We start from the raw sequence: 12,646 nt of genomic DNA, 5'->3' as shown, positions 1-12,646 counted from the left end.
CTAGCTAACACCAGCCGCCCTCCTCCTGCTCCTGTTGTGCCCCGCCCGTGCGGGGCACTTTTGTTTTGTCGCCCGCCATGGTTGGCCGCATGCCGCGGCCAGCGGTGCGCGCTGCCCTTATTCCAGCCAGGGCTCGTACAGGCGCCAGGTATGGCGGCCCTGCGCCTTGGCCTGGTACAGCGCGGCATCCGCCTGCTGCAGCAGCGCGTCTTCGCTCTGCGTTCCATCCATGAAGGCAATGCCGGCGGAAAAACTCAAGCCACTGAGCTCCCCCTGCTTGCAGGCGATGCGCAGCCCGCCATAGGCGGCCTGCAGATTGTGCAGCAGCACCTCAACCTGCTCGACGCTGCGCTGCGGCAGCACCAGGCAGAACTCCTCGCCGCCGTAGCGCGCGGCAATGTCTTCCGGCTGCAGCAGACCACAGAACAGCGCGGCAAACTGTTTCAGCGCGGCATCGCCAATGGCGTGGCCGTGCTGGTCGTTCACCACCTTGAAATGATCCAGGTCGATCAGCACCAGGCACAGCGGCTTGCCGTTGCGCTCGGCGCGCTGCAGCAGCTGCGGCAGGCGCTGGTGCAGATAGCGGCGGTTGTACAGGGCGGTGAGCGGGTCGCGGCTGGCCTGTTCGTGCAGTTGCGCCTGCAACTGCTCCACCTCGTTCATGCGTGCGGCCAACTCCAGGTTGAGCTGGTGCAAGGCCTGGCGCGCCACTTCCGATTCGCTCTGCCGCCGCAGCGCCAGGTCGCGCTCATAGGCTACCCGCTCCGCGGCCAGTTTCAGTTGCAAGGTGCGCTGGCGGAACAGGCGGTAGCCAAGGAACACCACGGCAAACAGCAGCACCGACAGCACCCAGTACACCGCCATTGCCGAATCGCGGTACAGCATGGCGCGCTGCTGCCAGGCGCCGGAGCTGTCACCGCCCAGCGTCATCACGCTGCGATCCGCCAGCAGGAAGGATAGCCACAGGAAAGCCAGCACCCCCGCCAGCGACAACAGTGCCAGCAGCCGCACCCAGTGCGATTGCAGCATCGGCCTGTCCCCGACTTGCGGCCAACGGTAGTCGCGCCAGCGCTGCAACCACGGCGTCAGCAGCAGCAAGGGGCCGCAGGTCAGCACCGTCTGCAGGAAGTTGCCGGTCCACCAGCCCTGCCAGGCCTGGAACGCGCCCAGTGCCGACAGCTTGTTGCTGTAACTCCAGATGAAGGAACCGGTGGCGCTGGACACGCCGGAAATGAAGCAGACCGTCACGAAAAACAGCAGCGATGCCAGCGACGACGGCACATAGCGCACATTGACATGGTGATAGACCTGCGCCATCACCAGCAGGCCAAGCGGGTTGGCAAAGGCAAACAGCACGCACCAGCCCGGTGACAAGCCGGAGAGAACGCCGATCATCAGCGTGGTGAGATAGGCCAGCAGCGCGCCCCAGGCATAGCCGAACCACAGCACCCACAGCGTGGCGATGGTCAGCGGCGGGTAGATGCTGATGACGAAGGACAGCTCGCCCACATTCGCCTGAAAACCGTACCAGCCGCCATACAGCTGCACCACGCCCAGCCACAGGCACAGCCCCAGCGACAACAGCCAGGCCAGCAGCAGATAGCAGCGTGCCGCCACATTACCGCCCTGCCACAGCACCGCCAGCGACAACGGCCGGTATACACCGACGACCGTGCTGCCCGGGCTGCGGGATTGTTCGGTAAAGATTGGCGGCATAGCGGTTATTTCAATAATTGATATTGCGCAATATACGGGCAGGTAAAGCGTGGCGGCAAGCTGTAGCAGCCGCACGTTCCGGGTGCCAAGATGGGGCACGCTGCACCATATTGAGACGGCATATCCACCCCCTGCTGCATCATTTCTATAAAACCATTGTTACACACCCCATATTTCAATAAATAGGTCGCTGGTACAGCTATTGCTGTTGGGTTTAGGGTGACTACCCACCCTTAAAAGGAAAAGGACGCGACATGCATGCCCTGACCTTGCCCGAAGCGCACCACTACGACGAAATGCTGCTCGCCAGCGGGGGGATCCGCCCGCACTACCGCGACTTTGCCCACTGGCTGCACTCGCTGACGCCACAGACCCTGGCACGCAAGCGCGCCGAAGCCGACCTGATGTTCCACCGCGTCGGCATCACCTTCGCCGTATACGGCGACGATTCCGGCGCCGAGCGGCTGATTCCCTTCGACATCGTGCCGCGCATCATCCCGGCCAGCGACTGGCACACGCTGGAAGCCGGCATGCGTCAGCGCGTCACCGCGCTGAACGCCTTCCTGCACGACATCTACCACGAGCAGCACATCGTGAAGGCCGGCATCATTCCCGCCGAGCAGGTGTTCTCCAACAGCCAGTACCAGCCGGCAATGCAGGGGCTGGACCTGCCGCACCGCATCTATGCGCACATCACCGGCGTGGACGTGATCCGCCACAGCGACGGCAACTTCTACGTGCTGGAAGACAATCTGCGCGTGCCCTCCGGCGTGTCCTACATGCTGGAAAACCGCAAGATGATGATGCGGCTGTTCCCGGGGCTGTTCGCCAGCCACGCGGTGGCGCCGGTGCAGCACTACCCCACCCTGCTGCTGCACACCCTGCGCCACGCCAGCCTGGCGGAAAACCCCACCGTGGTGGTGCTCACCCCCGGCCACCACAACAGCGCCTACTTCGAGCACGCCTTCCTGGCGCAGCAGATGGGGGTGGAACTGGTGGAAGGCCAGGACCTGTTCGTGAAGCACAACCGCGTGTACATGCGCACCACCGCCGGCCACAAGCAGGTGGACGTGATCTACCGCCGCATCGACGACGCCTTCCTCGACCCGCTGGCCTTCCGCGCCGACAGCATGCTGGGCGTGCCGGGGCTGCTGTCGGTATACCGCAGCGGCGGGGTGATCCTGGCCAATGCCATCGGTACCGGCGTGGCGGATGACAAATCCATCTACCCCTATGTGCCGGACATGATCCGCTTCTACCTGAGCGAGGAGCCGCTGCTGCAGAACGTGCCCACCTGGATGTGCCGCCGCCCGGCCGAGCTGGAGCACGTGCTGAGCAACCTGGCCAGCCTGGTGGTGAAGGAAGTCCACGGCGCCGGCGGCTACGGCATGCTGATCGGCCCGGCGGCCAGCAGCGCCGAGATCGAAGACTTCCGCCAGCGCATCCTCGCCGACCCGGCCAACTACATCGCCCAGCCCACGCTGTGCCTGTCGTCCTGCCCCACCTTTGTGGAAGCCGGCATCGCGCCGCGCCACATCGACCTGCGCCCCTTCGTACTGTCCGGCCGCGAAATCAATATGGTGGCCGGCGGGCTGACACGGGTGGCGCTCAAGCAGGGCTCGCTGGTGGTGAATTCGTCGCAGGGTGGCGGCACCAAGGACACCTGGATACTGGAGGACTGATCATGATGCTCTCGCGCACCGCTTCCCAGCTGTACTGGATGAGCCGCTACATGGAGCGCGCCGAAAACCTGGCACGGCTGCTGGACGTAACCCTCAGCCTGTCGCTGCTGCCGCAGTCCCGCGGCGGCGCGGACATTGTCGCCGCGCTGACCACCACCGGCGCGCTGGACGCCTGCCGCGCCCGCCACCCCCAGCTGGCGGCCGGCGATGCACTGCACTTCATGGCCTTCGATGCGGCCAACCCCAGCAGCATCATCAACTGCCTGAAGCGCGCCCGCGAAAATGCCCACGCCGTGCGCGGCAAGATTTCCGGCGAGGTATGGGAAAGCATCAACGCCAGCTGGCTGGAAGCACGGCAGATGGCGGCCGAGGGCCGCCCGCTGGCCGGTTTCTTCGATTGGGTGAAGGAGCGGGTCAACCAGTTCCGCGGCACCACCTACGGCACCATCCAGCGCAACGACGCCTATTCCTTCATCCGCCTGGGCTCCTTCCTGGAGCGCGCCGACAGCACGGCGCGGCTGATCGACATGAAGTCGCACCTGATCGGCCACGAACTGGACGACAGCGCCGCCGACTTCTACCTGTGGGGTGCGCTGCTGCGCTCGCTGGGCGCCTTCGAGGCCTATCACGAACTGTACCGCGACAGCCTGAGCGCGCGGCGGGTGGCCGAGCTGCTGATCCTGCGCCCGGACGTGCCGCGCTCGCTGCGCGCCTGCGTGGACGAGATCGCCTACCTGCTGCCACGCATCCAGGGCGATACCGACCACCGCGCCAAAAGGTTGGCCGCAACCCTGCATGCCGAGCTGAGCTACGACCAGATCGACAACATCCTCGCCGGCGGGCTGCACGCCTACCTGGCGCAGTTTCTCAACCAGATCCACGCGCTGGGCGCGGCGGTGCACGGCGCCTACCTGGAGGCCGCATGAGTCAATTGATCATCCGCGAGGCGAGCCCGAACGACGCCGCCGCCGTCTGCGCCATCTACAACCCCTACATCGAGTACACCACCATCTCCTTCGAGGAACAGCCGGTAAGCGTGGCCGAGATGGCCGAGCGCATCGCCGGCACCCAGGCGCAGGGGCTGCCCTGGCTGGTGGCCGAAGCCGAGGACGGCGAGCTGTTCGGCTATGCCTATGCCAGCCGCTGGCGCGTGCGCCCGGCCTACCGCCACAGCGTGGAAGCCAGCATCTACCTGCGCCAGGCCACCGTGGGCCAGGGCCTGGGCAAGCTGCTGTACCGCGAGCTGCTGCAGCGGCTCACCGACCTCGGCCTGCGCACGGTGATCGGCGGCGTGGCGCAACCCAACCCGGCCAGCGATGCGCTGCACCGCGCACTGGGCTTCAAGCAGGTGGCGCAGTTCGAACAGGTTGGCCGCAAGTTCGGCCGCTGGCTGGACGTGGCCTACTGGCAACGATCACTGTCCTCACCCACTTAAGGAGGCATCATGCAACTGACCATCGACCACGAAACCGTGTACCGCTACGACGGCACCGTCAGCCACAGCACCCAGTACCTGCGGCTGACACCGCCGGAAAACAGCCACCAGCGCATCATCAGCTGGCAGCTGGAGCTGCCGGTGGCCGCCAGCCAGAGCACCGATGCCTATGGCAACATCCTGCACGTGCTCACCCTGGACACGCCGCACAGCGAGATCCACCTGCGCGCCCATGGCGTGGTGGAAACCTGTGACGACTGGTCGGACGAGGCCGAGGTGCTGCTGCCGTCGGTATTCCTGCGCGACAGCGCACTCACCGAGCCCGACGCCGCCATCCGCCAGCTTGCGGCCAACCATGCCGAGGCCATCGCCGCCGATGCCGGCAGCGGCCTCACCGCGCTGATGCTGGCAGTAGCCGATGCCATGCCCTACACCGGCGGCGTCACCGGCGCCACGACCACCGCCAGCGACGCCTACGCGCTGGGGGCCGGCGTATGCCAGGACCACAGCCACGTGTTCATTGCCGCCTGCCGCAGCCTGGGCCTGCCGGCGCGTTATGTCAGCGGCTATCTGCTGAGCGAGCGCGACACCCACGTTGCCAGCCACGCCTGGGCCGAGGTACATGCCGACGGCCGCTGGCAGGGCTTCGACATCAGCAACCGCATGCTGCCGGACCGCCACCACCTGAAGCTGGCGGTGGGGCTGGACTACACCGACGCCAGCCCGGTGCGCGGTGTGCGCCGCGGCGGCGGCAGCGAGGCGCTGCAGGCACGCGCCCAGGTAACGGAGGCGGATCAGCAATGACTTACTGTGTCGGCATGGTGCTGAACGAGGGGCTGATCTTCGCTTCCGATTCGCGCACCAACGCGGGGGTGGACCACGTGGCCACCTTCCGCAAAATGACCGTGATCCCGGTGCCGGGCGAGCGGCAGATCGTGCTGTTGAGCGCCGGCAACCTCGCCACCACCCAGAGCGTGGTGAGCCTGCTGAAAAGCCGGCTGCAGCACCATGCGGCCAACCTGCACACCGTGCAGAGCATGTACGAAGCGGCGGAGCTGCTGGGCCGCACCGTGCGCGAGGTGATCGCCCGCGACGGCGACGGACAGACCCAGTCGCAGGGCGTGGACTACAGCTGCAGCTTTCTGCTGGGCGGGCAGATCAAGGGCGAGGCGCCGCGGCTGTTCCAGGTCTACCCGCAGGGCAATTTCATCGAAGCCACACCGGACACGCCCTATCTGCAGATAGGCGAAGCCAAGTACGGCAAGCCCATCATCGACCGGGTGATCCACCACGACACCTCACTGGCGCAGGCGATCAAGTGCACGCTGGTCTCGTTCGATTCCACCATCCGCTCCAACCTGTCGGTGGGCCTGCCCATCGACCTGCTGTGGCAGCAGCGGGACAACTTCGACTTTGCACCACGCCACCGCGTTACCGAGGACGACCCCTACTTCCAGGCCCTGCGCCAGGGCTGGGGCGAGGGCCTGCAGCAGGTGTTCGGCCAGCTGCCGGATGCGGTGTGGTTCTGCGATGGCGATGGTGACGGCGGCTGACGCTCAGCCCGGCTGCGGTACGGTGTCAAGCGGCCCCAGGTAGCGGGCAATATCCACCTCGTCCAGCTGCGCCGGCCGCAGGTAGCGCTCGCCATAGCGGCGGTAGATGCCGGAAGTGAGAAACAGGTCGAACAGCACCGGGTCGATGTGCTTGTCCTGCTTGAAGCGGTACAGGATGGCCACCGACTCGGACAGCGTCTTGCCGCGCTTGTACGGCCGGTCCGACGCGGTAAGCGCCTCGAAGATGTCGGCAATGGCCATGATGCGCGCCGGTATCGACAGCTCGTCTGCGGCCAGCTTGCGCGGGTAGCCGCTGCCGATCAGCGTTTCGTGGTGGGTGCCTGCGTATTCCGGCACCCGTCGCAGTGACTTGGGCAGCGGCATCTGATCCAGCATCACGATGGTCTGGATGATGTGCTCGTTGATCTTGAAGCGTTCCTCCTCGGTCAGCGTACCGCGGCCGACGCTGAGGTTGTACAGCTCGCCCTGGTTGTAAAGATAGTGCGGCACCTGCAGCCGGAAGCCGTATTTCGGGTCCAGCGCCTTGCTGGGCGGGCGCTCGAACAGATGCTGCGCCTTGTCGGCCAGCAGTTTTTCCTCGGCCGGCAAGGCCTGCGGCGCCATGCCGGCGCAGCGCAGTTCCTCCTCCTGCGACAGCCCCAGCCGGTCGTCAAAATGGCGCCACCAGCTTTGCGCGGCAATGCGCTGCAGCCGTGCGATGCGTTCCGGCGCCATGAATTCGCCACCCTGGTTGCAGCTTGCCACGAAGGCGAAGTCGTCATGCAGTTCGGCCTCGCGTGCGGCCAACCTTGCATCTTCCTGCTCCGGGTCCGCGCCATGCAGATGGATGGCCTCCAGCCGGGCAATGCGCGCGTCACGCAACAGCACTTCGAAGCGGGTGCGCACCTCGTGCAGGCGGTTGTAGATGGTCTCCAGCTTGGTGGCCTTGTCCACCACGTATTCCGGGGTGGTGACCTTGCCGCAGTCGTGCAGCCAGGCGCCGATGCGGAACTCGCGCCACTCGTCCTCGTTGCGGAAGGCAAAATCGGCCAGCGGCCCCTGCTCCACAGCACAGGCAGCCTCGGCCAACATGAAGGCCAGCTCCGGCACCCGCTCGCAATGGCCGCCGGTGTACGGACTCTTGGCATCGATGGCGCCGGCGATGATGCGGATCATCGCGTCCATCAGCGCTTTCTGCGATTCCACCAGCTCCAGGTTTTCCATCGCCACTGCCGCCTGTGCGGCCAACGCTTCCATGAACGGCAGCAGCTTGGGGTCGAAGGGAATCAGCTCCTTGCTGTAGTCATCGCGGGCATTGCACAGCAGGATCACCCCGACCACCTCGTCCGCGTGCGCCTTCATCGGCAGTGCCAGCAGTGAGTCCGCCTCAATGCCGACCTGCCGCAGCAGCTCGTAAGTATTGGCCGCCAGCTTGTCGTCGCTTTCGGCCAGCCCGACAAGCTGGCACGATTCGCCACTGGCCAGCACCTGCCCCGGCAGGCTGTGCCGCCATCGTGCGTTAGCCGGCACCTCGCCCGGATAGGTGTGCAGCACGTAGCGCAGGCTATTGTCCTCCCCGCGCAGCAGCACCGCCGCGCCTTCGCAGTAGCTCATCTCGCAGGCCACATTCAGCGTGGTGCGCAACAGGCTGTCGCGCTGCTGCAGCCGCCCCAGCGCCAGGCCGCTTTCCACCAGGCCAGCCAGCTTGACGCGGGCATCGGCCAGGCTGGCCAGCATGCCGCTACCCAAGAGCACCGCCAGCAGCAGCACCAGCTCGATCACGATGGCACTGACATCCAGCAGCAGGCCGCGATACTGGAACAGTGCCAGCCCCAGCGCATAGGCCAGCAATGCCAAGCCCACACTCAGCCACACCGCGCGCTGCGGCTGCTGCTTGAGCCAGCGCGCCGGGCCGCTGTCGCCACGCGGAATGTGCCACAGCAGGGTCATGCCCAGCAGCAGCCCCGTGCCCAACTCCGCCCACAGGAACCACCAGGGCCGCTGCAGGAAGGTGCCGTCGTACAGCGTCTCCATCACCTGGGCCTGGATCTCGATACCCGGCACCAGCTCCTGCAGCGCGGTGTAGCGCATATCGTTGAGCCCGGAGCCGGTCAGCCCCACCAGTACCAGCTTGCCGGCCAGCATCGAGGCATCCACCCGGCCCTGCATCACATCCACCGCCGAGACATAGCGCGCCATGCCGTCGGCCTGGCGGGCAAAGTGCAGGTAGATGTCGCCATTGCCCTGGGTGGGTACCTCCAGCTCGGCCACCCGCACCGATGTCACGCCATGCGCGTTGCTGCTCACCCGGATCGCATCATCGCCGGTGCCGACGCGGAACATTTCCAGTGCCAGCCCCGGCACCAGCTGCTCGCCCACCGTGGCCAGCATGGCAACGCGCCGCACGCCGCCGCTCTGCGCATCCACGCTCAACAGCGCCTGGCCGCTGGCGGCGGCCTGCAGCTGCGGCAGGCTGGCCAGCACTTGCGGATAGTGACGCACGAAGGGCCGCGGGTCGGCCCCCATCACGCGCATCGGCACGCTGCGCATGCCGGTGCTGGTGGTGTAGGCACGAAAGTCGAAACCCGCAGCGCCCAGCACCGTCGGCGCGGCAGCCAGTGCCTGGGACAGCACGCGGTCATTGCCGGGCAAGGCGCGCAGCTGGTCGGCCAGCGCATGCTGGCTGGCGGGCAGGCGCGCCGCCAGCAGGTCGGGCGAGCTCTGATCCGCCTCCGGCATGTAGATATCCAGCCCCAGTGCCGCTGGCTGGCGGCGGTGGATGCTGTCGATCAATGCGGCCAACCTGTCGCGCGGCCATGGCCACTGCCCCACTTGCCGCAGGCTTTTCTCGTCGATGGCCACAATGGTCACCGGCTGATTGTGCACCTTGCGCGGCATCAATTTCTGGAAGCTGTCGAACAGCCAGGTGCGGGCGGCATCCAGCGGTGCGCCCGCCACGGCCAGCACTGCCGGTAGCGGCGGCGACAGCTGGGGCCAGGTGGGCGGCAGCTGGGTGGCGAGCTGCAGCAACAGCAGGATCGCCAGCAGCAAGGCAGCCACCGGCCGGCCACGGCCCCCTGTCAGCAGGCGGCGCAACATGTTTTGTGAACGCAGCGGAAAGGACATGGCACCCCACTTGTCAGCTCAGCGCACCGAGACTTCCACCCGGCGATTGCGTGGTTCCTCCACGCCGTTGGCGGTCGGCACCAGCGGCTCGCGCATGCCGCGGCCGGTTACCTCCAGCGACTTGGGTTGTACGCCCAGCTGCTGCAGCATGCCGGCAATCACCTGCGCCCGCTGCAGTGACAGGTTGTCGTTGTAGTCGCTGCTGCCCACCAGGTCAGTGTGGCCGATCACCAGGATTTCCGGCACCGGCCGGCTGGCCACATCCTGCTTCAGCGCCTCCAGCGTAGCCTGCGATGCATCGGTCAGCTGGTCGCTGTCGTTCTGGAAGTACAGCAGATAGCTGGCGGGCCGTCTGGGCCGCGCCTGCAGCACGTCAGCGTAACGCGTGGCCACCTCGGTCTCGGCCGCGCTACCGCTCTGCACGCCGCCACCGGGCGTGACCGCCGCCGTGGCATAGGCCTGCGCGATTTCCTTCTCGCCGCCGGCAGTGCTGACGATGACCTTGCCCACGCTTCCATCCGGTGCCGGCAACAGCACTACCCGATCCGGCGCCGGATGCTGCAGAAAAGCCACTATGCCCGCCAGCAATACCAGGACTGCTCCGTTCATGGCGTATCCCCCCGGTCCTGCGCTTCGATGATGAATTCGGTGCCGCGCACCCCCAGGGTCATGGTCGAAGTGCGGAACTGCACGGACTCTGGCGAGTGCTTGGCAATGGCGCCGGAAATCACGCCCAGCCGGCCTTTCTTCAGCGTGGCCTGCAGCGCCCCCTGCTGTGTCTTGTTGTCGAAGTTGAATTTATCGAGCTGCAGCAACGACATCGCCCCCGCGGAAAGCATCGTCTTGTCGCGCAGCATGATGCCCACCGCGCTGGCGGCCCCGGTCTGCACCTGGTCGGCCACCTGCAGGGTCTGCCCTGGCACCGCCGGCACCGCCTGCGTGCCGCGCTTGATCTGCACATTGCCGCTTACCGTCTTGACGGTACCAATACCCGCCTCCTCCGCCATCGCCGCCGGCACCAGCAGCAGGCAGAGCCAGCACAGCCAGCCGGCCCGTACACCACCATATTCTTTCCGCTTCATCTGCTTGCCCCCAACTGGATAACGTCCGCAGGCAACACCTGCCAAAAGATCGTGACAGATGCTTACGCATCCGCCATGTTTGCCCGGCCACTCTCTTTTTGTAAGACAGCCTGTCAAATTCACCAGCAGAATCTGCAAATTCGGCAGCTGCTTATCACAGCTGATACCGCTGAAAGCAAAACGGCCAACCGCTAGGGTTGGCCGTTCGGGAGTTACGCCCGGCTGCTCACCAGGTCGACATCTGCCAGTGGCACCACGCTGGTGCGATGACGCCACTTGTAACCCAGCCACAGCACCAGGAACAGCGGAATGCCGATATAGGTGGCAATCACGCCCATCCAGTCGACACGGCTGCCGGTAAAGGCGGCGTAGTTCTGCCCCAGCATCACCAGCATGCAGATGCCGAAAGCCAGCACCGGGCCCAGCGGGAACCAGCGTGCACGGTACGGCAGCTCATGCAGTTCGCCGCCCTGGTGCAGGTAGGCGCGGCGGAAGCGGTAATGGCAAACCGCAATGCCCAGCCAGGCGATGAAGCCGGTCATGCCCGAGGCGTTGAGCAGCCACAGGTACACGCCCTTCTCGTCCACCAGCGATGTCAGGAAGCATAGCGCGGCCACCACCGTGGTAGCGATCAGCGCGCGGCGCGGCACGCCGCCCGGCGACAGCTTGGCCAGTACGCGCGGTGCCATGCCGTGTTGCGCCATGTTGTGCAGCATGCGGGTGGAGGCATACAGGCCGGAGTTGCCCGCCGACAGAATGGCGGTAAGGATCACGCTGTTCATCATGCCGGCGGCCAGCGCGAAGCCGGCGCGCTTGAATACCAGGGTGAACGGGCTGGCGCCCACGTCTTCCATGCCGTTCTTCAGCAGCGACGGGTCGTTGTACGGCAGGATCAGGCTGATCACCACGATGGCCAGCACGTAGAACATCAGGATGCGCCAGAACACCTGCTTTACCGCACGCGGAATGGTGGTGGCCGGGTCGGCGGACTCGCCGGCAGCCACACCGATCAGCTCGGTGCCCATGAAAGAGAAGCCCACCACCATGGCGGCGGAAATGAAGGCCGGCATGCCGCCGACAAACGGCGCATCGCCGATTTCGAACATGTGCAGGCCAGGGGCAAAGTTGGCCGCATGGTCACCATGCATGATGCCGAAGATCATCAGCGTGCCGGTGCCGATGAAGGCGATGATGGTGATGACCTTCAGCAGCGAGAACCAGTACTCCGACTCGCCGAAACCCTTCACCGAGATATAGTTGAACAGGAACACGATGCCGAGGAAGGCCGCGCTCCACACCAGGCCGGGCACGCCCGGAAACCAGTAGCCCATCACGATGGATGCTGCGGCCAACTCCACCGCCACGGTTACCGCCCAGCTGAACCAGTAGTTCCAGCCCAGGGCAAAACCGAATGCCGGATCGACGAAACGCGAGCCGTAAACCTGGAACGAGCCGGATACCGGCAGGTAGGCAGCCATTTCACCCAGGCTGGTCATCAGGAAATACACCATGATGCCGATGACACCGTAGGCCAGCAGGGCCGAACCGGGGCCAGCCGTGGCCACCGTGGCGCCGGAGGCCAGGAACAGGCCGGTGCCGATGGAACCGCCAATGGCGATCATCGACAGGTGGCGGGCTTTCAGCTCCCGCCGCAGCCCGGTTTCGCTGTGCTGTGTTTGCATTTTTTTCTCCATGTGTGTGCTCTATCACCCCCCTTGTCGCGGGGTGCGTCACCTTGGCGACATCTGCGGCAAATGTCGATACACAAAAGCGACAAGGATTTATTGCCAGCACATCGGCATGGGTTTTTATGCAAAAAGCAAACCTAATTACATATTTATCGCTGTAAAAATATCCATCTGGCAAAGCGCGCAAAGAAAAAGGCAGCGATTGCTCGCTGCCTTTGCGGTGATGCCATGCGGCCAACTTAGAACGCGTAGATCATCTGCATGCCAAAGATGTCGTTGTTCTTGCTGGCACTGCCATCGGCCTTCTGGAACACACCCTGGTTGGCCCAGTCGTGACGGTATTCCATCTTCACGGTTACCTGAT

General features: G+C 65.3%; 11 protein-coding genes. 5 read left to right on the top strand and 6 right to left on the bottom strand.

Annotated elements, in window-relative coordinates:
• Window positions 1-117 precede the first annotated feature (117 nt).
• On the bottom strand, window positions 118-1,716 hold the full coding sequence (locus PSELUDRAFT_RS13180) for a diguanylate cyclase (protein ID WP_088967270.1): 1,599 nt from the start codon (window positions 1,714-1,716) through the stop codon (window positions 118-120).
• A 254-nt stretch (window positions 1,717-1,970) separates the two neighbouring features.
• Here PSELUDRAFT_RS13180 and PSELUDRAFT_RS13175 point away from each other — a divergent pair, with 254 nt between their 5' ends.
• Genes PSELUDRAFT_RS13175 through PSELUDRAFT_RS13155 form a run of 5 tightly spaced genes read left to right on the top strand, consistent with a single transcriptional unit; the run spans window position 1,971 to window position 6,386 of the window.
• A complete protein-coding gene (locus PSELUDRAFT_RS13175; protein WP_088967269.1) occupies window positions 1,971-3,398 on the top strand; it encodes a circularly permuted type 2 ATP-grasp protein in 1,428 nt (475 codons plus the stop codon).
• Window positions 3,399-3,400: 2 nt separating this feature from the next.
• Window positions 3,401-4,324, top strand: coding sequence for an alpha-E domain-containing protein (locus PSELUDRAFT_RS13170; protein WP_197693863.1), 924 nt, complete (start codon window positions 3,401-3,403; stop codon window positions 4,322-4,324).
• A complete protein-coding gene (locus tag PSELUDRAFT_RS13165) occupies window positions 4,321-4,833 on the top strand; it encodes an arsinothricin resistance N-acetyltransferase ArsN1 family B (RefSeq protein ID WP_179947544.1) in 513 nt (170 codons plus the stop codon). Before PSELUDRAFT_RS13170 ends, PSELUDRAFT_RS13165 begins: the two co-directional genes overlap by 4 nt.
• 9 nt (window positions 4,834-4,842) lie before the next feature.
• Window positions 4,843-5,637 (top strand): transglutaminase family protein, encoded by a 795-nt coding sequence (locus PSELUDRAFT_RS13160; protein WP_088967268.1) that lies wholly within the window; start codon window positions 4,843-4,845, stop codon window positions 5,635-5,637.
• A complete protein-coding gene (locus tag PSELUDRAFT_RS13155) occupies window positions 5,634-6,386 on the top strand; it encodes a proteasome-type protease (protein WP_088967267.1) in 753 nt (250 codons plus the stop codon). Before PSELUDRAFT_RS13160 ends, PSELUDRAFT_RS13155 begins: the two co-directional genes overlap by 4 nt.
• 3 nt (window positions 6,387-6,389) lie before the next feature.
• Here the strand turns inward: PSELUDRAFT_RS13155 and PSELUDRAFT_RS13150 are convergent, their stop codons facing one another.
• From PSELUDRAFT_RS13150 to PSELUDRAFT_RS20120, 5 genes are all read right to left on the bottom strand, one after another.
• Window positions 6,390-9,512, bottom strand: a complete 3,123-nt coding sequence (locus PSELUDRAFT_RS13150; protein WP_088967266.1) for a CHASE2 domain-containing protein — start codon at window positions 9,510-9,512, stop codon at window positions 6,390-6,392.
• An 18-nt stretch (window positions 9,513-9,530) separates the two neighbouring features.
• Window positions 9,531-10,121, bottom strand: coding sequence for an OmpA family protein (locus PSELUDRAFT_RS13145; RefSeq protein WP_088967265.1), 591 nt, complete (start codon window positions 10,119-10,121; stop codon window positions 9,531-9,533).
• A complete protein-coding gene (locus PSELUDRAFT_RS13140; RefSeq protein WP_088967264.1) occupies window positions 10,118-10,594 on the bottom strand; it encodes a FecR domain-containing protein in 477 nt (158 codons plus the stop codon). The genes PSELUDRAFT_RS13145 and PSELUDRAFT_RS13140 overlap by 4 nt, the downstream gene beginning before the upstream one ends.
• Window positions 10,595-10,806: 212 nt before the next feature.
• Window positions 10,807-12,276, bottom strand: a complete 1,470-nt coding sequence (locus PSELUDRAFT_RS13135) for an amino acid permease (RefSeq protein WP_157725124.1) — start codon at window positions 12,274-12,276, stop codon at window positions 10,807-10,809.
• A gap of 245 nt (window positions 12,277-12,521) precedes the next feature.
• Window positions 12,522-12,635: a DUF3138 family protein gene (locus tag PSELUDRAFT_RS20120; RefSeq protein WP_369800119.1), complete on the bottom strand. Its 114-nt coding sequence runs from the start codon at window positions 12,633-12,635 to the stop codon at window positions 12,522-12,524.
• Window positions 12,636-12,646 lie beyond the last annotated feature (11 nt).

Origin of the sequence: Vogesella sp. LIG4 (assembly GCF_900090205.1) — a bacterium.
In the GTDB taxonomy this organism is placed as follows: domain Bacteria; phylum Pseudomonadota; class Gammaproteobacteria; order Burkholderiales; family Chromobacteriaceae; genus Vogesella.
The sequence above is the reverse complement of the archived record's forward strand: the minus strand, read 5'-3'. Positions and strand labels throughout refer to the sequence as shown.

Excerpts from the sequence above, each read along its gene's own strand:
- PSELUDRAFT_RS13160 (WP_088967268.1), top strand. The coding sequence starts at position 4,843 with ATGCAACTGACCATCGACCACGAAACCGTGTACCGCTACGACGGCACC.
- PSELUDRAFT_RS13170 (WP_197693863.1), top strand. The coding sequence starts at position 3,401 with ATGATGCTCTCGCGCACCGCTTCCCAGCTGTACTGGATGAGCCGCTAC.
- PSELUDRAFT_RS13175 (WP_088967269.1), top strand. The coding sequence starts at position 1,971 with ATGCATGCCCTGACCTTGCCCGAAGCGCACCACTACGACGAAATGCTG.
- PSELUDRAFT_RS13150 (WP_088967266.1), bottom strand. The coding sequence starts at position 9,512 with ATGTCCTTTCCGCTGCGTTCACAAAACATGTTGCGCCGCCTGCTGACA.
- PSELUDRAFT_RS13155 (WP_088967267.1), top strand. The coding sequence starts at position 5,634 with ATGACTTACTGTGTCGGCATGGTGCTGAACGAGGGGCTGATCTTCGCT.
- PSELUDRAFT_RS13145 (WP_088967265.1), bottom strand. The coding sequence starts at position 10,121 with ATGAACGGAGCAGTCCTGGTATTGCTGGCGGGCATAGTGGCTTTTCTG.
- PSELUDRAFT_RS13135 (WP_157725124.1), bottom strand. The coding sequence starts at position 12,276 with ATGCAAACACAGCACAGCGAAACCGGGCTGCGGCGGGAGCTGAAAGCC.
- PSELUDRAFT_RS13165 (WP_179947544.1), top strand. The coding sequence starts at position 4,321 with ATGAGTCAATTGATCATCCGCGAGGCGAGCCCGAACGACGCCGCCGCC.
- PSELUDRAFT_RS13140 (WP_088967264.1), bottom strand. The coding sequence starts at position 10,594 with ATGAAGCGGAAAGAATATGGTGGTGTACGGGCCGGCTGGCTGTGCTGG.
- PSELUDRAFT_RS13180 (WP_088967270.1), bottom strand. The coding sequence starts at position 1,716 with ATGCCGCCAATCTTTACCGAACAATCCCGCAGCCCGGGCAGCACGGTC.